General features: G+C 61.0%; 18 protein-coding genes and 1 riboswitch. Of the genes, 7 read left to right on the plus strand and 11 right to left on the minus strand.

From position 1 onward, the window contains the following. Nucleotide 1 precedes the first annotated feature (1 nt). A complete protein-coding gene (gene moaB, locus MMW58_RS20450; RefSeq protein ID WP_159237242.1) occupies nt 2-514 on the minus strand; it encodes a molybdenum cofactor biosynthesis protein B in 513 nt (170 codons plus the stop codon). 22 nt (nt 515-536) lie between these two features. Continuing rightward, nucleotides 537-1,526 carry a GTP 3',8-cyclase MoaA gene (moaA, locus tag MMW58_RS20455; protein WP_133596932.1) on the minus strand — a complete coding sequence of 330 codons (990 nt, stop codon included), beginning with the start codon at nt 1,524-1,526 and terminating at the stop codon, nt 537-539. Next, a riboswitch (molybdenum cofactor riboswitch) is annotated at nt 1,514-1,652 on the minus strand. It overlaps the preceding gene by 13 nt. Before the next feature lie 209 nt (nt 1,653-1,861). Here moaA and yvcK point away from each other — a divergent pair. The 4 genes from yvcK (at nt 1,862) to pmrB (ending at nt 6,299) form a co-directional block, all read left to right on the plus strand. Then, nucleotides 1,862-2,767 carry a uridine diphosphate-N-acetylglucosamine-binding protein YvcK gene (gene yvcK, locus MMW58_RS20460; RefSeq protein ID WP_133596930.1) on the plus strand — a complete coding sequence of 302 codons (906 nt, stop codon included), beginning with the start codon at nt 1,862-1,864 and terminating at the stop codon, nt 2,765-2,767. Between the two features lie 112 nt (nt 2,768-2,879). Continuing rightward, nucleotides 2,880-4,526, plus strand: a complete 1,647-nt coding sequence (eptA, locus tag MMW58_RS20465; RefSeq protein ID WP_241721993.1) for a phosphoethanolamine transferase EptA — start codon at nt 2,880-2,882, stop codon at nt 4,524-4,526. Beyond that, nucleotides 4,523-5,197 carry a two-component system response regulator PmrA gene (gene pmrA / locus MMW58_RS20470; protein WP_045854540.1) on the plus strand — a complete coding sequence of 225 codons (675 nt, stop codon included), beginning with the start codon at nt 4,523-4,525 and terminating at the stop codon, nt 5,195-5,197. The genes eptA and pmrA overlap by 4 nt, the downstream gene beginning before the upstream one ends. 4 nt (nt 5,198-5,201) lie before the next feature. Then, complete coding sequence (gene pmrB, locus MMW58_RS20475; protein WP_241721994.1) at nt 5,202-6,299, plus strand: two-component system sensor histidine kinase PmrB; 1,098 nt, start codon at nt 5,202-5,204, stop codon at nt 6,297-6,299. Nucleotides 6,300-6,574: 275 nt separating this feature from the next. Here pmrB and uvrB read toward each other — a convergent pair whose 3' ends face one another. Then, nucleotides 6,575-8,590 carry an excinuclease ABC subunit UvrB gene (uvrB, locus tag MMW58_RS20480; RefSeq protein ID WP_133596925.1) on the minus strand — a complete coding sequence of 672 codons (2,016 nt, stop codon included), beginning with the start codon at nt 8,588-8,590 and terminating at the stop codon, nt 6,575-6,577. A 737-nt stretch (nt 8,591-9,327) separates the two neighbouring features. On the opposite strand from uvrB, the gene MMW58_RS20485 reads away from it, so the two are divergent. Then, nucleotides 9,328-10,050 (plus strand): ABC transporter ATP-binding protein, encoded by a 723-nt coding sequence (locus MMW58_RS20485; protein ID WP_041144679.1) that lies wholly within the window; start codon nt 9,328-9,330, stop codon nt 10,048-10,050. On the opposite strand, the gene bioD is transcribed toward MMW58_RS20485, so the two are convergent. Genes bioD through bioB form a run of 4 tightly spaced genes read right to left on the minus strand, consistent with a single transcriptional unit; the run spans nt 9,992 to nt 13,640 of the window. Continuing rightward, nucleotides 9,992-10,714 carry a dethiobiotin synthase gene (gene bioD / locus MMW58_RS20490; protein WP_241721995.1) on the minus strand — a complete coding sequence of 241 codons (723 nt, stop codon included), beginning with the start codon at nt 10,712-10,714 and terminating at the stop codon, nt 9,992-9,994. The two genes, MMW58_RS20485 and bioD, sit on opposite strands and share 59 nt — an antisense overlap. Beyond that, nucleotides 10,707-11,462 carry a malonyl-ACP O-methyltransferase BioC gene (gene bioC, locus MMW58_RS20495; RefSeq protein WP_133596921.1) on the minus strand — a complete coding sequence of 252 codons (756 nt, stop codon included), beginning with the start codon at nt 11,460-11,462 and terminating at the stop codon, nt 10,707-10,709. Before bioC ends, bioD begins: the two co-directional genes overlap by 8 nt. Further along, a complete protein-coding gene (gene bioF / locus MMW58_RS20500; protein ID WP_241721996.1) occupies nt 11,446-12,603 on the minus strand; it encodes an 8-amino-7-oxononanoate synthase in 1,158 nt (385 codons plus the stop codon). The genes bioC and bioF overlap by 17 nt, the downstream gene beginning before the upstream one ends. Continuing rightward, a complete protein-coding gene (gene bioB, locus MMW58_RS20505) occupies nt 12,600-13,640 on the minus strand; it encodes a biotin synthase BioB (RefSeq protein ID WP_159237248.1) in 1,041 nt (346 codons plus the stop codon). Before bioB ends, bioF begins: the two co-directional genes overlap by 4 nt. 85 nt (nt 13,641-13,725) lie before the next feature. Between bioB and bioA the strand changes: the two genes are divergently transcribed. Continuing rightward, a complete protein-coding gene (bioA, locus tag MMW58_RS20510) occupies nt 13,726-15,015 on the plus strand; it encodes an adenosylmethionine--8-amino-7-oxononanoate transaminase (protein WP_241721997.1) in 1,290 nt (429 codons plus the stop codon). A 69-nt stretch (nt 15,016-15,084) separates the two neighbouring features. Next, on the plus strand, nt 15,085-15,561 hold the full coding sequence (locus MMW58_RS20515) for a kinase inhibitor (RefSeq protein ID WP_241721998.1): 477 nt from the start codon (nt 15,085-15,087) through the stop codon (nt 15,559-15,561). A gap of 50 nt (nt 15,562-15,611) precedes the next feature. Here MMW58_RS20515 and MMW58_RS20520 read toward each other — a convergent pair whose 3' ends face one another. From MMW58_RS20520 to MMW58_RS20535, 4 genes are all read right to left on the minus strand, one after another. Then, entirely contained in the window at nt 15,612-17,000 is a 1,389-nt protein-coding gene (locus MMW58_RS20520; protein WP_241721999.1) for an amino acid permease, read from the minus strand. A gap of 100 nt (nt 17,001-17,100) precedes the next feature. After that, entirely contained in the window at nt 17,101-18,633 is a 1,533-nt protein-coding gene (gene hutH, locus MMW58_RS20525; RefSeq protein WP_241722000.1) for a histidine ammonia-lyase, read from the minus strand. 1 nt (nt 18,634) lies between these two features. Next, a complete protein-coding gene (gene hutU / locus MMW58_RS20530) occupies nt 18,635-20,320 on the minus strand; it encodes a urocanate hydratase (protein ID WP_045854530.1) in 1,686 nt (561 codons plus the stop codon). Nucleotides 20,321-20,462: 142 nt separating this feature from the next. Then, on the minus strand, nt 20,463-21,188 hold the full coding sequence (locus MMW58_RS20535) for a histidine utilization repressor (protein WP_241722001.1): 726 nt from the start codon (nt 21,186-21,188) through the stop codon (nt 20,463-20,465). Nucleotides 21,189-21,243 lie beyond the last annotated feature (55 nt).

Here is a 21,243-nt window from a genome sequence, read left to right on the forward strand (position 1 = left end):
GCTATTTCTTCAAATGAGGGATAAAGTTACACGGGCGGGTGCGGGCATCGAGCTGGGGCGCAATGATATTTTCCCACGCGGTGCGGCAGGCTTTGGTCGAACCGGGCATCGCAAAAATAAGCGTGCCGTTAGCCACGCCGGCAACGGCGCGGGACTGCAGCGTCGAGGTGCCGATCTCTTCAAAGGAGAGCATGCGGAAGACCTCACCAAAACCTTCAACTTCCCGGTCAAACAGCGGCAGCAGCGCTTCCGGGGCCTGATCGCCCTCGGTAAAACCGGTTCCGCCGGTAATGAGCACCACCTGAACGTCGTCGCTGGCGATCCACGCCGACACCCGGGCGCGAATGGCGTAGCGGTTCTCTTTAACAATCGCCTTATCAACAATCACGTGCCCCGCTTCCTGCGCCGCGTCGCGCAGCCAGTGGCCAGAGGTATCGTCCTCTTCGCCACGGCGGCTGGAAACGGTGAGAATAGCAATACGGGTCGGGATAAACTCAGCGCTGGCCTGACTCATCTGTTCGCTCCTTTAGAATCAATTATCCGCCAATATACGACAGGTTTTGCGTAATACCGGTGTTGCCCTGATGCAGGAAATGGGTTTGTTTTTTATGGGTTAACGCTTCGGAGATGCGCGCTTCCAGCACCGCCTGCTGGCAGTCCTCGGCCAGCAGATCGCGTAAATCTACGCCGCCGTCGCCGAACAGGCACAAATGCAGCTTGCCCACGGAGGAGACGCGCAGGCGATTGCAGGTGGCGCAGAAGTCTTTTTCATAGGGCATGATCAGGCCGATCTCTCCGGCGTAGTCCGGATGGCAGAAGACCTGCGCCGGGCCGTCGCTGCGCTGGCTGATCTGGTGGATCCAGCCGCGTCGGAGCAGCTCGTCGCGCAGCACCATGCCGGAGATATGGTGCCGGCGGAACAGGTCGCTGCCCTCTCCGGTTTCCATCAGTTCAATAAAGCGCAGCTGGATGCGGCGCGGCTGGATCCAGGCGAGGAAGGTGTCGAGCTGGTGGTGGTTCACATCGCGCATCAGCACGGTGTTGACCTTCACTTTCTCAAAACCGGCGGCGAAGGCGGCATCGATGCCGTCCATCACCTGCTGAAATTTATCCTGCCCGGTGATGGCGTGAAACTGGCGGGCGTCGAGGCTGTCCACGCTGACGTTGATGGCCGTCAGCCCGGCGTCGCGCCAGCGTTCGACGTCCCGCGCCAGGCGATAGCCGTTGGTGGTGACCGCAATCTGCCGAATGGCGCTGTTTTCACGCACGGCGGCGATAACGTCGGCGAAATCGCGGCGCAGCGAGGGTTCACCGCCGGTCAGGCGCACCTTTTCGGTGCCGAGGGCGGAAAAGGCACGCGTCACGCGGCGCACTTCATCTACGCTGAGAAAGCCTTTGTTGGTCACCGGGCCGGGCTTATAGCCGTCCGGGAGACAGTAGGTGCAACGAAAGTTACACACGTCGGTAATCGACAGGCGCAAGTAGTAAAACTTACGCGCAAATGCATCGGTAAGCTGTGAGGCCATATACACCTTTCCAAATACGGGAGACGCGGTCATTTCTTCCCACGCCCTGGTGACAAGCTGAGCTGTCACGGCCAAAGCACCATATCTTGCGACACAGGCACAGAGGCTAGAGTGTTAACTGGTTTATGCCGATAGTAGCGCGGAAACGACCGTTTCGCCATTTTCGATTTCGCTATATAATTATGTATATATCGCTACGATCGTGCATTTTCGTAACAGAATAGCCAAAATTCAGGGTTTTGCATTGATGTCGGTCAGTTTGTCAGGATCGGAGCATCGTCTTTTAGGGGTAGATCGGTTACTGTGAGCCCGTTCATTTGAGATAAGGAATTAGTATGCGCAATCGGACTTTCGCCGACCTCGATCGGGTAGTGGCTCTTGGCGGAGGGCATGGTTTGGGCCGGGTGATGTCGTCACTCTCATCGCTCGGATCGCGCCTGACCGGCATCGTCACCACCACAGATAACGGCGGATCGACGGGGCGTATTCGCCGTGCCGAAGGCGGTATTGCCTGGGGGGATATGCGCAACTGTATTAACCAGCTGATCGCCGAACCCAGCGTAGCATCCGCCATGTTTGAGTACCGTTTTGCCGGTAACGGCGAACTTTCTGGGCATAACCTCGGAAATCTAATGTTAAAGGCCCTCGATCACCTTAGCGTCAGGCCTTTAGAGGCGATTAATTTAATCAGAAACCTGCTAAAAGTTGACGCATTCCTGATACCGATGTCCGAACAACCGGTGGACCTGATGGCGATTGACGACGAAGGCCACGAAGTTTATGGCGAAGTCAATATCGACCAGCTTCCCCGCGTGCCGCGCGAGCTGATGCTGACCCCGCCGGTTCCCGCCACCCGCGAAGCGGTTGCGGCGATCGCTGAAGCCGATCTCATTCTGATCGGCCCCGGCAGCTTCTACACCAGCCTGCTGCCTATTTTGCTGCTCGACGATATGGCGCAGGCGCTGCGCCGCACGCCGGCGCCGATGGTTTTTATCGACAACCTCGGCAAAGAGCACAGCCCGGCCGCTACCCTGACGCTGGCGGACCGCATCGCGATTATGGAGCACCACGTGGGCAAGCGGGTGATTGACGCCGTGGTCGTCGGACCAAAGGCCGATATCCGCGGCCTTGAGGACCGGATGGTCATCCAGACGCCGCTGGATGCCAGCGACGTGCCCTATCGCCACGATCGCCTGCTGCTGCGCAATGCGCTGGAAAAAGCGATTCAGATACCCGGCTAATTCCGAATGGCTTCATAGCGTGGGGAGCGTCGACTCCCCACATTAAAATCTTAAGGTTGTCTTAAAAAAGAAGTGGCAGCATAGCGAGCATGTTTTCACCTGGACTTTTGCTATGTCGTTATTTCCACTGCGTCGACCGGTAGTGAGCCGCACGGTTTACCTGATTATCTTTGCCGCCTACGTCGGTCTGTTCCTCAATATTGCCTTCTACCGCCAGGTCTTCACCCTGCTGCCGGTCAGTAACCTGCATAGCTGGCTGGTGTTCCTCAGCATGCCGCTGGTCGCCTTCAGCGTGATGAATATTCTCACCACCCTGGCCTCTTTCCTCAGGCTCGACCGCGTCGTTATCAGCCTGTTTATTCTGCTTAGCGCCGCGGCGCAGTACTTTATCTGGACCTTTGGGGTCATCATCGACCGGGCGATGATCACCAACATTCTGGATACCACGCCGGCGGAGAGCTTCGCCCTGATGTCGGGCAGCATGGTGCTGACGCTCGGGATTTCCGGCGTGCTGGCGGTACTGGCGGCCTGGTGGATTAAGGTGCGTAAGCCGAAAACCTTCACCCGCGGCGTCGCCGTGCGGCTGCTCAACGTGGCGCTCTCGGCGCTCCTTATCATGCTGATTGCCGCCCTGTTTTATAAAGATTACGCCTCGGTGTTCCGCAATAATAAAGAGCTGGTGAAGTCGCTGAGCCCGTCAAACAGCATCGTGGCGATCAATTCGTGGTATGCACACAATAAGATGGACAATCTGCCGCTGGTCAAAATTGGCGAAGATGCGCAGCAGAAGCCGCAAATGCGCGACGGGCCGCGAAAAAACCTGACCATTCTGGTGCTGGGTGAGACCTCGCGGGCGCAAAATTTCTCCCTCGGCGGCTATCCCCGCGAAACCAACCCGCGCCTGCAGCAGGATAACGTTATCTATTTTCCCGACACCACCTCCTGCGGTACCGCCACCGCCGTTTCCGTGCCGTGCATGTTCTCCAACATGCCGCGCGAGCGCTATGATGAAGAGCTGGCGCATCACCAGGAGGGCGTGCTGGACATTCTGCAGCGCGCCGGTATTCAGGTATTGTGGAACGACAACGACGGCGGCTGTAAAGGCGCCTGCGATCGCGTGCCGCATCAGAACGTCACCGATCTCAAGCTGACGGGTCAGTGCATCGACGGCGAATGCTACGATGAGGTCTTATTCCATAATCTGGAAAGCTACATCGACGGTTTGCAACAGGACGGCATTATCGTTCTGCACACTATCGGCAGCCACGGCCCGACGTACTACAATCGCTACCCGGCTGAATTCAAAAAATTCACCCCGACCTGCGATACCAATGAAATTCAGGGCTGCACGCAGCAGCAGTTGACCAACACCTACGACAACACCATTTTGTACGTCGATTACGTGGTGGATAAGGCCATCAAGCTGCTGCAGTCGAAGCAGGATAAATTTACCACCAGCCTGGTCTATCTTTCCGACCACGGCGAGTCGCTGGGCGAAGACGGCGTTTATCTGCACGGGCTGCCGTGGTCTATCGCGCCGGATACGCAAAAGCATGTCCCGATGCTGATGTGGCTGTCGCAGGATTACCAGCAGCGCTACGGCGTTTCCAGCCAGTGCCTGCAGCAGAAGGCAAAAACGGCGCCCTATTCGCAGGATAATTTGTTCTCCACCCTGCTCGGCCTGTTCGGGGTCAATACCCGTGAATACCAGGCGACAGACGATATTTTAACGCCATGCATAAGCGAGGCCGGCAGATGAAAATCTTAGTCATTGAAGACGACGCGCTCCTGTTACAGGGATTAATTCTGGCCATGCAGAGCGAAGGATACGCCTGCGACGGCGTCGCCAGCGCGCATGAGGCCGCGCTGTCGCTGGCCAGCAACCACTACAGCCTGGTGGTCCTCGACCTCGGGCTGCCGGATGAGGACGGCCTGCACTTCCTGGCGCGGATGCGGCGGGAGAAATTCAGCCAGCCGGTGCTTATCCTCACCGCCCGCGATACCGTCGAAGACCGCATCGACGGTCTCGATACCGGCGCCGACGACTATCTGGTGAAGCCCTTTGCGCTGGAGGAGCTTAACGCCCGCATCCGCGCGCTGCTCCGCCGCCACAATAACCAGGGCGACAGCGAAATGGTGGTCGGCAACCTGCGCCTCAATATCACCCGCCGGCAGGTGTGGCTGGGCGGGGATTCGCTGGAGCTGACGCCAAAAGAGTACTCCCTGCTGTCGCGCCTGATGATGAAGGCGGGCAGTCCGGTACATCGGGAAATTCTCTACAACGATATCTACAGCTGGGATAACGAGCCGGCGACCAATACCCTGGAGGTGCATATCCACAACCTGCGCGATAAGGTCGGTAAAGCGCGGATCCGTACCGTCAGGGGCTTTGGCTATATGCTGGTGAACAATACCGAATCGGAGTCATAAAGAGATGCCGCTGTTAGCCACCGAAAAATGGACCATGCGCTTTCGCCTGCTGCTGACCATCGGCACGATTCTGGCGGTCTGCCAGATTATCAGCGTGTTCTGGCTGTGGCATGAAAGCAAAGAGCAGATTCAGCTGCTGGTGGCCAGCGCCATCGAGGGGCACAACAACCAGAAGCACGTTGAGCACGAGGTGCGGGAAGCGGTCGCCAGCCTGCTGATCCCAAGCCTGCTGATTATCGGCCTCGCGCTCTATATCAGCCTGCTGGCGGTGAAAAAGATAACCCGCCCGCTCTCCCGCCTGCAGGGCGAGCTGGAGAACCGCACCCCGGATAATCTCCAGCCTATCGAGCTCAGCGAGTCGGTGCCGGAAGTGACCGCCGTAACCACCGCGCTGAACCAGCTGGTATCGCGCCTGAACCTGACGCTCGACCGCGAGCGCCTGTTTACCGCCGACGTGGCCCACGAGCTGCGCACGCCGCTGGCCGGGCTGCGCCTGCACCTCGAGCTGCTGGCCAAAGTGCACGGGGTGGGGGTCGATCCGCTTATTCAGCGCCTCGATCAGATGACCAACAGCATCTCCCAGCTCCTGCAGCTGGCCCGCGTAGGGCAGTCGTTTTCCGCCGGTAGCTACCAGCAGGTGCAGCTGATGGAGGATGTCGTTGAACCGCTCGAGGAGGAGCTGGAAGCGATGCTGACGCCGCGCCGGCAAAAGCTTGAGATAGCCGGTGCGGACGAGGAGGTGATGGTGTCCGGCGACGCCACGCTGCTGCGCGTGGTGCTGCGCAATCTGGTGGAGAATGCGCACCGCTATAGCCCAACGGACTCTACGATCCGCGTCTCGATTCAGGCGGGGTCAACGCCGATTCTGGCGGTGGAGGATGAAGGGCCGGGAATTGATGAAGCGAAAAGCGGCGAGCTGAGCAAAGCGTTTGTTCGCATGGACAGCCGCTACGGCGGCATTGGTCTGGGATTAAGCATCGTCACCCGTATCGCCCAGCTGCACGATACCCAGTTCTTTTTGCATAACCGCCAGCCGGGCCCCGGCGTTCGCGCCTGGGTGCTCTTCCCGAGGCCTTCGCGTCAGAAGGTCAGCACCCAGTGATGGAAGAAGGCGACGACGATAATAAAGGCGCAGGTAATGGCCAGGTATTGGCGAAAGTGTAGTTTTTGCATGGCGCTATCCTCATTAGAATGAAGATAGTGTCCCTGAACAAGATTAAGCGGATATTAAGAGCCGCCCCCACCGGCTATTTTATTTGCCATTGTGACGCCGGGCAGCCCTCGCATCCGCAGGCGCTGCCCGTACGTTACGAGCGTTCCACACGGCCAGAAGCCAGTCTGGCCGCGGCATAGACGCCCGACGCGACGGGCGCCGGTCTACGACGCGGCGATAAACAGATCCCGCAGCTTATGCAGCTGGTCGCGGATCTGGGCCGCCTCTTCGAACTCCAGGTTCTGCGCGTGCTGCATCATCTGCCCTTCCAGCTCGTGAATTCGCTGCTGCAGCGCTTTTGGCGTCAGCACCGGCGTATCCGCCTCGACCGGTGAACGCGACTTGCCGCGCCCTTTGGCCTTGGTCTTCGCCAGGCCGCTGCCCAGCGCCAGGATATCGACCACCTTCTTATTCAGGCCCTGCGGGGTGATGCCGTGCTCTTCGTTATAGCGCTGCTGCTTCTCGCGACGGCGTTCGGTTTCGCTGATGGCCTTCGCCATCGAGGCGGTGATCCTGTCGCCGTAGAGAATCGCCTTACCGTTGATGTTACGCGCCGCGCGGCCGATGGTCTGGATCAGCGAGCGCTCGGAGCGCAGGAAGCCCTCTTTGTCGGCATCAAGAATCGCTACCAGCGAGACCTCCGGCATATCCAGCCCTTCACGCAGCAGGTTGATCCCAACCAGCACGTCAAACTCGCCGAGGCGCAGATCGCGGATAATCTCCATACGTTCGACGGTATCGATATCCGAATGCAGGTAGCGCACGCGCTCGCCGTGCTCTTCGAGGTACTCGGTGAGGTCTTCGGCCATCCGCTTGGTGAGGGTCGTCACCAGCACGCGCTCGTTGATGGCGGAGCGCAGGCGAATCTCCGACAGCAGATCGTCGACCTGGGTCCCCACCGGGCGCACTTCGATAACCGGGTCAAGCAGGCCGGTCGGACGGACCACCTGATCGACCACCTCATCGCCGGATTTATCCAGCTCGTAGGCGCCGGGCGTCGCCGAAACGTAGATGGTCTGCGGCGCCAGCGCCTCAAACTCCTCAAACTTCATCGGGCGGTTGTCCAGCGCCGACGGCAGGCGGAAACCGTACTCCACCAGCGTCTCTTTACGCGCCCGGTCGCCGCGATACATCCCGCCGATTTGCGGAATGGTCACGTGGGATTCATCGATAACCAGCAGGCCATCCGCCGGCAGATAGTCGAACAGCGTCGGCGGCGGCTCGCCCGGCCCGCGCCCGGAAAGATAGCGCGAGTAGTTTTCAATCCCCGAGCAGTAGCCCAGCTCGTTCATCATTTCGAGGTCGAACTGGGTACGCTGGCTCAGGCGCTGCTCTTCCAGCAGCTTGTTGTTTTCCAGCAGCACTTTACGCCGCTCCGCCAGCTCGACTTTTATCTCTTCCATGGCCTGAACGATCCGCTCGCGCGGGGTAACGTAGTGCGTTTTCGGGTAGATGGTGTAGCGCGGGATGGACGATTCAACCTGCCCGGTAAGCGGGTCAAAGAGCGACAGGCGCTCAACCTCTTCGTCAAACAGCTCAATACGCAGGGCAATATCGTCCGATTCCGCCGGGAAGACGTCAATGACCTCGCCGCGAACGCGGAAGGTCCCGCGCTGGAAAGCCTGATCGTTACGGGTGTACTGCAGCTCCGCGAGGCGACGCAGAATGGCCCGCTGGTCAATCAGCATGCCGGTGGTCAGATGCAGCATCATCTTCAGGTACAGGTCAGGATCGCCGAGGCCATAAATAGCCGAGACCGAGGCCACCACGATGACGTCGCGGCGCTCCAGCAGCGCCTTGGTTGCCGACAGGCGCATCTGCTCAATATGTTCGTTGACCGAGGCGTCCTTCTCGATGAAGGTGTCCGAGCTCGGCACGTAGGCTTCAGGCTGGTAGTAGTCGTAGTAGGAGACGAAATACTCGACGGCATTCTCCGGGAAAAACTCCTTCATTTCGCCATACAGCTGCGCCGCCAGGGTCTTGTTGGGCGCGAGGACCATCGTCGGGCGCTGCAGGTCGGCAATGACGTTAGCGATGGTGAAGGTTTTACCCGACCCGGTTACCCCCAGCAGCGTTTGGTGCGCCAGACCATCTTCCAGCCCCTCTTCAAGGCGACGAATGGCTTCTGGCTGATCGCCAGAGGGACGGAAAGCGGAATGCAGCGTGAACGTTTTACTCATATGTCTGACCCTGAAGGAGGATGAAGCGCCCGGCGCGAAACGGCAGGTGTTTAATTCTACCCGTCGCCGGCGCTTTTGCCAATAAATAATACTGGATATAAAACCAGTATCGTATTACTGTTCGCTCTGTAAACCTTGCCCCGGGCGGCCGCATTTGGGCAAAAAAAGCGCGCCATGCGGAATAATCCGCCACTGTGTAAGGTTATCCCCAGAAAATTTTGTCATTTAACATTTGTCAAGCAAGGCGATGAATCTTTTATGGCAGCAGGTGACACTTTCCTTACAGCCATTGATTTTATACAACCAATTGATATTAAATAAAATTTAATAAAAGACGGGTTTCGCGCCAATTCAGCCGCAGGCCGCGTAATCTCTAGCTTACCGCAAGTTCTCTAACTCTAATACACAAGGTTATCCACAGGAATAGTGGATAACTCGCTGCAGGCCATGACCTCTGCCACCCGGCCGAAATTGTCCGCCGGCAAAAATCACGCGGCTAAAAAATATTATTGAATTATTTTTGATATTTATCAGCTAAGGACGCCCGCCTTTTTGCTGCTTTCTGCACCACGTTTCACGTCGTTTAGCACCGGGAAAGTGCAGCCGCTTCGCTGTTCCCCGCCGGCGGTGGCCGCCGCGACCTGCGCTGGCGAAAAAATGCCGTCACTTCTTTTTCCTGGCAAGAGATTTGCAGAATGTTTGTCTCGCTCGCCGTCGTCAAAAAGGAGAAAACGTCTATGTTGAGTCTACGCGCCGTCAATCAGTACTATGGAAGCCAGCACACGCTGTGGAACGTCGATCTTGAGCTCAGGTCAGGAGAGTGTACCTGCGTGATGGGAAGTCAGGGAATGGGGAAAACCACGCTGGTCAACTGCATTACCGGGAACCTCCCGGTGGCCAGCGGCAGCATCACCTGGCAGGAGCGCGGAGCGCCGCCCTGCGACCTGATGCCGCTCTCCGCCCATTCACGCAGCGTCATCGGCATCGGCTACGTGCCGCAGGACCGGCGCATCTTTTCGCAGCTCAGCGTAGAGGAGAATCTGCATATTGCGCTGGCGGCCGGAGGCACGCCCGGCGCGGTGGTGAATAGCGAGATTTACGATCTCTTTCCGCAGCTTTACGCCCTGCGCCAGAGCAAAGGCGCCGCGCTCTCGGAAGACGACAGGTACCAGCTGGCGCTGGCAAGAGCGCTGATCGTCCGACCGCGCCTGCTGATACTTGATGAACCGTCGCGCGGCAGCGGGCAGCACTTTATGCATAAGCTGGGGGATCTGCTGGTGCGCCTGAACCGGGATATCGGTTTAACGGTGCTGCTCGCCGAGCAGCACCTGCCGTTCATTCGCCGGGTGGCCGACCGCTTCTGCCTGCTGCACCGCGGGCGCAGCGTGGCGCAGGGCGACGTTATACAGCTGGATGAGCCGCTGCTGGCGCAGTGGATGACGCCCGATCCAGCGCGCTAAGATCGAGATACTGGCCGAGGTCTTCCCGCTGCGACGCCTCCTCCAGCCACGGGATCTCGCCCAGCATGGGCGCGGGCAGCAGCCGTTTGAGGGTCGCGAGGTATTCGCTATGCCGCTTCCCCGGCGGCTGGACGTCGTTGGCAATCCAGCCCACCAGAGGCAGCCCTGCCTGGCGCACCGCCTGAGCCGTCAGCAGGGCATGATTAATGCAGCCCAGCTTTATTCCCACCACCAGGATCACCGGCAGCCGCTCTTCCTGCACCCAGTCGGCAAAGCTCAGGGTTTCGGACAGCGGCGTAAACCAGCCCCCTGCCCCTTCCACCAGCAGCCAGTCGGCCAGCGGCTCCAGCTCGCGCAGCCCGGCGGAGAGCGCGGCGGCGGTAATGGGTCGCCCCTCATCGGCGCTGATAATATGCGGCGAAGTGGGTTCCGCAAAGGTTAACGGGTTAACCTGCTGGTAGCTCAGCGCCACGCGGCTGTTGCGCTGCAGGGCCAGGGCGTCGTCGTTGCGCAGGCCCTGCGCCGTGTACTCGCTGCCGGAGGCCACCGGCTTATAGCCGGCGCTGTTCCGACCCCGCAGATTCGCCGCCTGCAGCAGGGCGCAGCTGCTCACCGTTTTGCCGACTTCAGTATCGGTTCCGGTGACGAAATAACGCTCAATCACGTTCAATTACTCCTGTAAAAAGATGGTAGGTCAGCGGGCACTGCCCGTGCCGTTTCGGCCACGCCAGCTGAAGCTGCTGCAGCTTTGTGCGGCTCAGCGGCGCCGCGCTGCGCCCCTGGTGTAAATGGGTGGCGCCGATGCCCTTTAGCGAACGCATGGCGCAGAGGGCGTCGGGGAACGGCAGCGTTACGGCATGTACCTGCGCCTCGCCCCGCCAGCCGCTCATCACGCTGCGTACCGCCTGCTCGCTGAGGAAACGATTGGCGTGCGGATGCCGGTCAATCGTCGCCCAGGCCTGGTTGAGCTCGGGGAGCGAACCGGCCAACAGGGTGCTGAAGGCCACCCGCCCGCCGGGACGCACGACCCGGTGCAGCTCAGCAAGCGCGGCGCCGAGGTCGTCGCACCACTGCACCGCCAGATTACTCCACGCCAGGTCTACGCAGGCCGCCGGCAGCGGCAGGGATTCAATATCGCCCTCGACGTAGCCGTGCGCGACCTGCTGGCGCCGGGCCTCCGCCAGCATATCAACGGAGATATCCAGCGCGGTGACGCGGCTGCCCGCCTCGCGCCAGTAGCGGCTCATGCTGCCGGGACCGCAGCCCGCATCCAGAACCTCGGCAAAGCGCCGGTCACCAAGCTGGCGCAGCAGCAGCCCGGCGCTGCGGCGCTGCAGCTCATCGTGCTGCGTATAGCGGCTCGCCGCCCGGCCGAAGGCGGCGGCCACCGCGCGTTTATTCACCGCCGTCATGCAGGACCTCCAGCAGACGATCGATATCCGCAGATTCATGGGCCGCGCTCAGGGTCAGCCGCAGCCGGGCGCTGCCGACCGGCACCGTCGGCGGGCGGATCGCCGTCGCCCAGCAGCCCTGCTCGCGCAGGCGCGCCGCCAGGCGCAGAGCCCGGGCGTTGTCTCCGACGATCAGCGGCTGAATGGCGCTGGTCGATTCGGTAAGCTGCCCCGGATAGTCGCGCATCCCGTCCCTGAACTGGGCTATCCGGCAGGCCAGCGCCTCCCGCCGCCGCTGGCCCTCATCGCCGCGGATAGTCCGCAGCGCGGCGCTGAGCGCAACGGCCTGGGCCGGCGGCATGGCGGTGCTGTAAATCAGGTGGCGGGCAAACTGCAGCAGATAATCCGCCAGCGCCTCGCTGCACAATACCGCCGCGCCGCTGACGCCAAAGGCCTTGCCGAAGGTCACCACCAGCAGTTCAGGGTGGACGTTTTGCGCATAACAGCTGCCCCGCCCCTCGTCGCCCAGCACGCCAATGCCGTGGGCATCATCGACCAGCAGCCAGCCGCCGGCTTCAGCGGTCACCTGGTGGATCGGGCCGAGGGGCGCGCTATCGCCGTCCATGCTGAAGACGCCTTCGGTGATCGTCAGCTGCTGGCCCGCCAGCGGTTTCTCCAGCAGCGTTTTCAGCTGCTGAACGTCGTTGTGCTGAAAGCGCCGCAGCTGCGCCGGGCTGAGGCTGGCCGCCTCCAGCAGCGAGGCGTGGCTCAGACGGTCCGCTACCGCGCGATCGTCCTTGCCGAGCAGGGCGGCAATCAGCGCCTGATTAGCGGCAAAGCCGGAGATAAACAGCAGCGCGCGCGGATAGCCCAGCCAGTCGGCCAGCGCCTCCTCCAGCTGGCGATGCGCGTCGCTGTAACCGCTGACGTGAGCCGAACCGCCGCTGCCGACGCCGTAACGTTCGGCGCCCTGCTGCCAGCCGGCAACGATCTGCGGATGCTGGCTCAGGCCGAGATAATCGTTGCTGGAAAAGTTGAGCCAGCGCTGCCCCTCGCGGGTCAGCCAGCGCCCGGCCCCCTGCGTCACCGGCTGGCGAGAGCGGAAAGCATCCGCCTGCCGTCGTTCGCTCAGCGCCTGCTCGATGCGTTGCTGCCAGCTCATAGCACCGCCGCGTTGTAATATTCCTCGGTATCCGGGTTATTCAGCGCGTGCTCCAGACGCTGCTGCTGCTCGTTATCGCCTTCCAGCACCGCCGTCTGCTGCGGATTAAGCCCCAGCTTGCGGAAAAGCTGCAGGTCCTTATCCTCTTCCGGGTTCGGCGTCGTCAGCAGCTTGCAGCCGTAGAAAATGGAGTTGGCCCCGGCCATAAAGCACATCGCCTGGGTCTGTTCGTTCATCTGCTCGCGGCCGGCGGAGAGGCGCACGTAGGAGGTCGGCATCATGATCCGCGCCACCGCGATGGTGCGGATAAACTCAAACGCGTCGACGTCGTCGTTGTCCGCCAGCGGCGTGCCCTTCACCTTCACCAGCATGTTGATGGGCACGCTTTCCGGCGGCGTCGGCAGGTTGGCCAGCTGCAGCAGCAGTCCGGCGCGATCTTTTACCGTTTCGCCCAGCCCGACGATACCGCCGGAACACACCTTAATTCCCGCGCCGCGCACTTTACCAAGGGTATCGAGGCGTTCCTGGTAAGTACGGGTGGTGATGATATTGCCGTAGAACTCCGGCGAGGTATCGAGGTTGTGGTTGTAGTAGTCGAGGCCGGCACCGGCGAGGCGCTGCGCCTGGCTATCGGTGAGGGTACCGAGGGTCATACAGGACTCCAGCCCCAGCGCCTTCACCCCTTTGACCATCTGCTCAAGATACGGCATATCGCGTTCGTGCGGATTCTTCCACGCCGCACCCATGCAGAAACGGGTCGAACCGGCATTTTTAGCCTGTCGCGCCGACTCCAGCACCTGTTCAACTTCCATCAGGCGCTCGGACTCCAGGCCGGTTTTATAGCGCGCGCTCTGCGGGCAGTATTTACAATCTTCCGGGCAGGCGCCGGTCTTAATCGACAGCAGCGTGCTGACCTGAACCTGGCGCGGGTCAAAGTGCTGGCGGTGGACCTGCTGGGCTTCAAACAGCAGATCCAGCAATGGTTTATTAAATAACTCAGTGACTTGCGACATTGTCCAGCGTGCGTGGTGAGCCATTGGCTTCTCCAAAGGGTTTTGTTAACTGTCGGTTCGGTTTATACTCGTAAACCTAAATGTTTTCAAAATGGTTTACAAGTCGCTTATGACAATGGACGATCTCGCCTTCGATCGGCGCCACATCTGGCACCCCTACACTTCCATGACCTCTCCCCTGCCGGTTTACCCGGTGGCGGCCGCTCACGGCTGCGAGCTTTCTCTGGCCGGCGGCGAACGGCTGATTGACGGCATGTCGTCATGGTGGGCGGCGATCCACGGCTACAACCATCCGCGGCTGAATGCGGCGATGAAAGCGCAGATCGACCAGATGTCGCACGTGATGTTTGGCGGCATAACCCACCCGTCGGCGGTCGCGCTCTGCCGCCAGCTGGTGGCGATGACGCCGGAATCGCTGGAGTGCGTGTTCCTTGCCGACTCGGGGTCCGTGGCGGTCGAAGTGGCGATGAAAATGGCTCTGCAGTACTGGCAGGCAAAGGGCGAACCGCGCCGGCGTTTTCTCACCTTCCGCAACGGCTATCACGGCGACACCTTCGGCGCGATGTCGGTGTGCGACCCGGACAACTCCATGCACAGCCTGTGGCAGGGCTATCTGCCGGACAACCTGTTCGCGCCGGCGCCGCAGAGCCGCTTTGACGGCGAGTGGGACGAGCTCGACATGGTGCCCTTTGCCCGCCTGATGGCCGCCCATCGCCAAGAAATTGCCGCGGTGATCCTCGAACCCATCGTGCAGGGCGCTGGCGGGATGAGGATGTACCATCCGGAGTGGTTAAGGCGCATCCGTAAGATGTGCGATCGCGAAGGTATCCTGCTGATTGCCGATGAGATTGCCACCGGCTTTGGCCGTACCGGCAAGCTGTTTGCCTGCGAACATGCGGGCATTGCGGCGGATATACTGTGTCTCGGCAAGGCGCTGACCGGCGGGACCATGACGCTCTCCGCGACGCTGGCCACCCGCACGGTCGCGGAGACCATCAGCAACGGCGAGGCCGGCTGCTTTATGCACGGCCCGACCTTTATGGGCAACCCGCTGGCCTGCGCGGTGGCCGCAGAGAGCCTGAACCTGCTGGCAAGCGGAGAGTGGCAGGCCCAGGTTGCCGCCATCGAAGCGCAGCTGAAGGCCGAGCTGGCGCCGGCGCGCGACTCCGCGCTGGTGGCCGACGTGCGCGTGCTTGGCGCGATTGGGGTGGTGGAAACCCGCCGTCCGGTAAACATGGCCGCCCTGCAGCGCTTTTTCGTGGAGCAAGGCGTGTGGGTGCGCCCGTTCGGCAAGCTTATCTACCTGATGCCGCCGTATATCATTAGCGCCGAACAGCTGACGCACCTGACCCGGGCGGTTAACGCCGCGGTGCTGGAAGAAACATTTTTTAGCGATTAAGAGACGGTAATGCCGCGCCCCGCGCGCTACACTTCTTTGCCAATCAGGCGATTAACTTGAGGAGAGACGATGAAACTCATCAGTCATGATTTGCAGGATGGCGAGAAGCTGCCCAACCGTCATGTATTCAACGGCATGGGCTACGCGGGGGACAATATTTCACCGCATCTGACGTGGGATGATGTGCCGGCGGGCTGCAAAAGCTTTGTGGTGACCTGTTACGACCCGGACGCGCCGACCGGCTCCGGCTGGTGGCACTGGATTGTGGCGAACCTTCCTGCCGAGACCCGCGTGCTGCCCCAGGGCGCCGGTTCCGGCCTGGCGCCGCTGCCGGAAGAGGCGGTTCAGACCCGCACCGATTTCGGTCAGGCGGGCTACGGCGGCGCGGCGCCGCCGAAGGGTGAAAGCCATCGCTACATCTTTACGGTGCACGCGCTGGACGTTGATAAAATTGAGGTCGATGAAGGCGCAAGCGGCGCGATGGTCGGTTTTAACGTCCATTTCCACAGCCTCGGCAGCGCCTCAATCACCGCCCTGTTTAGCTAACTTCGGAACATCCCCGGGCCGGGGCTCACGCCTGACCCGGGGATGTCTGATTACTGCTCCGTCACCGCGATGACCGCGCTTTTTCGCACCCGTGCATACCACACCACGGTTAGCAGGCCCAGCCAGACCAGGCCGGCGATCAGCGCAATACGCGTCTCTTCCACCATTCCCAGCACCGCAATCACCAGCCCCATAAACAGCAGGGTCAGCAGCGGCGCAACCGGCCAGAACGGCACCGGGAACGCGATATTACGCCGTTCTTCCGCCGACAGGCCGCGGCGCATCGCAAAGTGGGCCAGCAGGATCATCAGCCAGACCCATACCGTGGCAAACGCCGCCAGCGAGGCGATCAGCACGAAGATCTGCTCCGGCATCAGGTAGTTCAGCACTACCGCCGCCAGCAGCGCCACGCCCATCACCACCACCGTCATCCACGGCACGCCGTTGCTGGCGATACGCTGGAAGCTTTTCGGCGCCATGCCCTCTTTCGCCATGCCGTACATCATGCGCCCCGCGCCAAATATATCGCTGTTGATGGCCGAAATGCTGGCGCTAATGACGATAATATTGAGGATGGTCGCCGCCGCCGGAATCCCCAGCCCGCTGAAGATCAGCACGAACGGGCTGCCCTGCTCGCCAAAGCTGTTCCACGGGAAAATAGCCATCAGGATCGCCAGCGTGCAGACGTAGAACAGCACGATGCGCAGCGGGATGGTATTGATTGCCTGCGGAATAACCTTTTTCGGGTCCTGCGCCTCCGCGGCGGTGACGCCAATGATTTCGACCCCGCCGAAGGCAAACATCACAATCCCCAGCGAAGCGATAATCCCCTGCCAGCCGTTGGGGGCAAATCCGCCGTGGCTCCACAGATTTTCCAGCCCCGTCGCCGGAAACGCGTGGCCGAAGCCAAAGAAGATGATGCTGCCGCCGGCAACGATCATCGCCATAATGGCCACCACTTTAATCAGCGAGAGCCAAAACTCCATCTCACCAAAAATTCGCACGTGGCACAGGTTCATCGCGCCGATGAAAAAGATAATGCTCAGCACCCAAATCCAGCGCGGCACGTCGGGGTACCACAGCCCCATATAAATCCCAAACGCGGTCACGTCGGCGAGGGCCACAATGACCATTTCGAAGGTGTAGGTCCAGCCGGTGATAAACCCGGCCAGCGGGCCGAGATACTGGCGCGCGTAGCTGCCGAAGGAGCCGGAGACGGGGTTGCGCACCGCCATTTCTCCCAGCGCCCGCATCACGATAAAGACCGCCGCGCCGCCGATAAGATAGGCCAGCAGCACCGCCGGACCGGCAGCCTTGATGGCCGCGGCCGAGCCGTAGAACAGCCCGGTGCCGATGGCGGAACCGAGCGCGATAAAGCGAATATGGCGAGCGTTCAGCCCGCGCAGCAGATGTGGCTTTTGTTGCGATTGTTGTTGCATATGCAAGTGTCCTGATAATTTTTATACGACGACAAATATGCGTGTAGGACGGCCGGGGGGAAGGCATCCCCCCGACGCGGGTACAGAGAACAGCGAATGGTTAGTTGTGATCGGGCAGTACGGCAGGCAGCAGTCGCGTCAGGTGACGCGCGGCCAAAAGCTCAATAGCGTGTTCAATATCCGGCGCGAAGAAGCGGTCTTCGGTGTAGTGCGGCACGCGTTCGCGCAGCAGATGGCGCGCCTTTTCCAGCAGCGGGCTGCTGGCAAGACCCTCGCGCATATCCAGCCCCTGAACGGAGGCCAACCACTCGACCGCCAGCACGCCGCGGGTGTTTTCCGCCATCGCCCACAGGCGGCGACCGGCGGCCGGCGCCATCGAGACGTGATCCTCCTGGTTCGCGGAGGTCGGCAGGCTATCAACGCTATGCGGGTGCGAAAGCGCTTTGTTTTCGCTGGCTAACGCCGCCGCGGTCACCTGGGCAATCATAAAGCCGGAGTTGACGCCGCCGTTTTTCACGAGGAACGGCGGCAGCTGCGACATATGGCTGTCCATCATCAGCGCGATGCGACGCTCCGACAGCGAGCCGATTTCGGCTATCGCCAGGGCGATGTTGTCCGCCGCCATCGCCACCGGTTCGGCGTGGAAGTTGCCGCCGGAAATCACCTCATTCTCGCTGGCGAACACCAGCGGGTTGTCGGAGACCGCGTTGGCTTCAACCAATAACACTTCCGCCGCCTGACGGATCTGCGTCAGGCAGGCGCCCATCACCTGCGGCTGACAGCGCAGAGAGTACGGGTCCTGCACCTTGGTGCAGCCGTGGTGCGACTGAGAAATCGCGCTATCGTCGGTCAGCACGTGGCGATAGAGCGCGGCGGCGTCAATCTGTCCGCGCTGGCCGCGAGCCTCGTGGATACGCGAGTCAAACGGACGACGCGAGCCCAGCGCTGCTTCGGTGGTTAGCGCACCGCATACCACCGCCGAGGTAAACAGGTCTTCGGCTTCAAACAGGCCGCGCAGCGCGAACGCCGTCGAAGCCTGGGTGCCGTTAAGCAGCGCCAGCCCCTCTTTGGCCGCCAGCGTAATCGGCCTGAGGCCGGCTTTTTCCAGCGCCTGCGCGGCCGGCATCCACTCACCCTGCCAGCGGGCTTTCCCTTCCCCCAGCAGCGTCAGCGACATATGCGCCAGCGGCGCCAGGTCGCCGGATGCTCCCACCGAGCCTTTCGCCGGGATCCACGGCGTAACGCCTTTGTTCACCAGCTCCGCCAGCGCCTGGATCACGCTCAGACGAATGCCGGAAAAGCCGCGGGAGAGGCTGTTAATCTTCAGCACCATAATCAGCCGCGCCATGGCCTCATCCAGCGGCTCGCCGATGCCGGCGGCATGGGACAGCACCAGTGAGCGCTGGAGGTTTTCCAGATCTTCGGTCGAGATGCGGGTTTGCGCCAGCAGGCCAAAACCGGTGTTGATGCCGTAAGCGGTGCGCCCTTCCGCGAGGATCGCGTTGACGCAGGCCACGCTCTCGTCAATCGCCGCAAAGGCGCCCTCGTCGAGCGCGACGTTTAGCGGGTGGCTATAGATATCGCGCAGCTGCGTCAGGCTCAGCTGGCCGGGAATAAGAGTTAAAGTTTTCATTTCAGCGTTGCCCCTGCGTTGCTGACACCATAGGAAGATTCAGTCCTTGTTCCGCTGCGCATTCAATCGCAATCTCATAGCCCGCATCCGCGTGACGCATCACGCCGGTTGCCGGGTCGTTATGCAGAACGCGAGCAATTCGCGCGGCCGCTTCGTCGGTTCCGTCGCAGACGATAACCATTCCGGAGTGCTGAGAGAAGCCCATGCCTACGCCGCCGCCGTGGTGCAGCGAAACCCAGGTCGCGCCGCTGGCCGTATTCAGCAAGGCGTTGAGCAGCGGCCAGTCGGACACCGCGTCGGAGCCATCGCGCATCGATTCGGTTTCACGGTTCGGGCTGGCAACCGACCCGGAGTCAAGGTGGTCGCGACCGATAACGATCGGCGCGGAAACTTCGCCGCTGCGGACCATTTCGTTAAAGGCCAGGCCCAGCTTCTGGCGCCACTCGAGGCCAACCCAGCAGATACGCGCCGGCAGGCCCTGGAAGCTGATGCGCTCGCGCGCCATATCCAGCCAGTGGTGCAGATGCTTGTCGTCTTTGACAATCTCTTTCACTTTGGCATCGGTCTTATAAATATCCTGCGGGTCGCCGGAAAGCGCCACCCAGCGGAACGGGCCGATACCGCGGCAGAACAGCGGGCGAATATAGGCGGGCACGAAGCCCGGGAAATCGAAGGCCTTGTCGACGCCCATTTCCTGAGCCATCTGGCGAATGTTGTTGCCGTAGTCGAAGGTCGGAATGCCCATCTCATGGAAGGCCAGCATGGCCTGAACGTGGTCGGCCATCGAGCGTTTGGCAGCCTGAATGGTGCCCTGCGGGTCGGAGACCGCTTTTTCCTGATACTCTTCCCAGCTCCAGCCTTTCGGCAGATAGCCGTGCAGCGGGTCGTGGGCGCTGGTCTGGTCGGTGACCATGTCCGGGCGCACGCCGCGTTTCACCATTTCCGGCACGATGTCGGCGGCGTTGCCGCACAGCGCGATCGAGACGGCGCGGCCTTCGGCGGTATATTTCTTGATGCGGGCCAGGGCGTCATCCAGCGACGTCGCCTGCTCGTCAACGTAGCGGGTACGCAGGCGGAAATCGATACGGCTCTGCTGGCACTCAATGTTCAGCGAGCAGGCGCCCGCCAGGGTGGCGGCCAGCGGCTGCGCGCCGCCCATGCCGCCCAGGCCGGCGGTGAGCACCCAGCGGCCTTTCAGACTGCCTTCATAGTGCTGGCGCCCGGCTTCGACGAAGGTTTCGTAGGTGCCCTGCACGATGCCCTGGCTGCCGATATAAATCCAGCTCCCGGCGGTCATCTGGCCGTACATGGCCAGGCCTTTGGCGTCGAGTTCGTTGAAGTGTTCCCAGGTCGCCCAGTGCGGGACCAGGTTAGAGTTGGCGATCAGCACGCGGGGTGAGTTTTCATGGGTTTTAAATACCCCCACCGGCTTGCCGGACTGCACCAGCAGGGTCTCATCGTTCTCCAGGTTTTTCAGCGCCTTCACGATAGCGTCATAGCATTCCCAGTTACGCGCCGCGCGCCCAATGCCGCCGTAAACCACCAGCTCATGCGGGTTTTCGGCGACGTCCGGATCGAGGTTATTCATTAACATACGCAGCGGCGCTTCGGTCAACCAGCTCTTCGCACTCAGCGTGGTGCCTCGCGGTGCACGTACGTCCAGCTGGCGGTATTTGCTTTGCGACATCGGGGTTTCTCCTGACAATTAACGTTGTTTACGTAGATACATATACTTGTCTATACAACTCTACGCAAGCCAGGATTTAACAGAAATGATACAATTTTGTTATATTGCGTCAGCAATCACGCTTTTGCCGACGCGCTGAGGATCAGGAGCCGAAGCGTCCCTGCAGGCGATAGCGGCTGCCGGGAAACAGCAGGCGGGCGTGGGAAACAATATGCGTCGTCGACCAGGTGCGGCGACGAATCATCAGGCAGGGATCCTGGGCATGAATGTGCAGCAGCTCGCACTCCTTCGCGCTCGCCTGCACCGCTTCGACAATATGCTCCCCCTCGGTTAGCGGGGCAATCAGCGACAGGTAGTCGTGCGGCGTGGTGGCGGTGTAGTCCTGGCGCAAATAGTCCGGCACCACGGTGGCGTTGACGCAGCGGTCCTCAATTTGTACCGGTACGTCGTTTTCGAAATGCACCATCAGGGAGTGAAATATCCGCGTGCCTTCGGCGACGTTGAGCGCCGCCGCCTGGATAAGGTCGGCCCGGGTCTCCTCCAGCAGCAGCACCTCACAGCGGTGCTGGTGCTGGCGGGAGACGATTTCATCGGCGATGCTGCGGACTTCAAACAGCGCCGACTGCCCCTTCGGCTCCGCCACGAAGGTTCCCACGCCCTGCAGGCGCACCAGCAGGCCTTCGTCGGTGAGCTCGCGAAGCGCGCGGTTAATGGTCATCCGGCTAAAACCAAACTGCGCCACCAGCTCCGCCTCCGAAGGGATGCGATCGTGCGGGCGCCAGACGCCGCTTTGGATCTTTTCGCTGATCGCCTGCTTCACCTTTTCATAGAACGGTGCCGGCGCGGAGCGAGATTGATGTGAAAACATAGCCTGGCTTTCCTTATTCTCAATGGGCGGCGAAACGAGCAGAATATACTGAATC

This window comes from Klebsiella sp. HC6 (genome assembly GCF_022605325.1).
Classification (GTDB): domain Bacteria; phylum Pseudomonadota; class Gammaproteobacteria; order Enterobacterales; family Enterobacteriaceae; genus Klebsiella; species Klebsiella terrigena.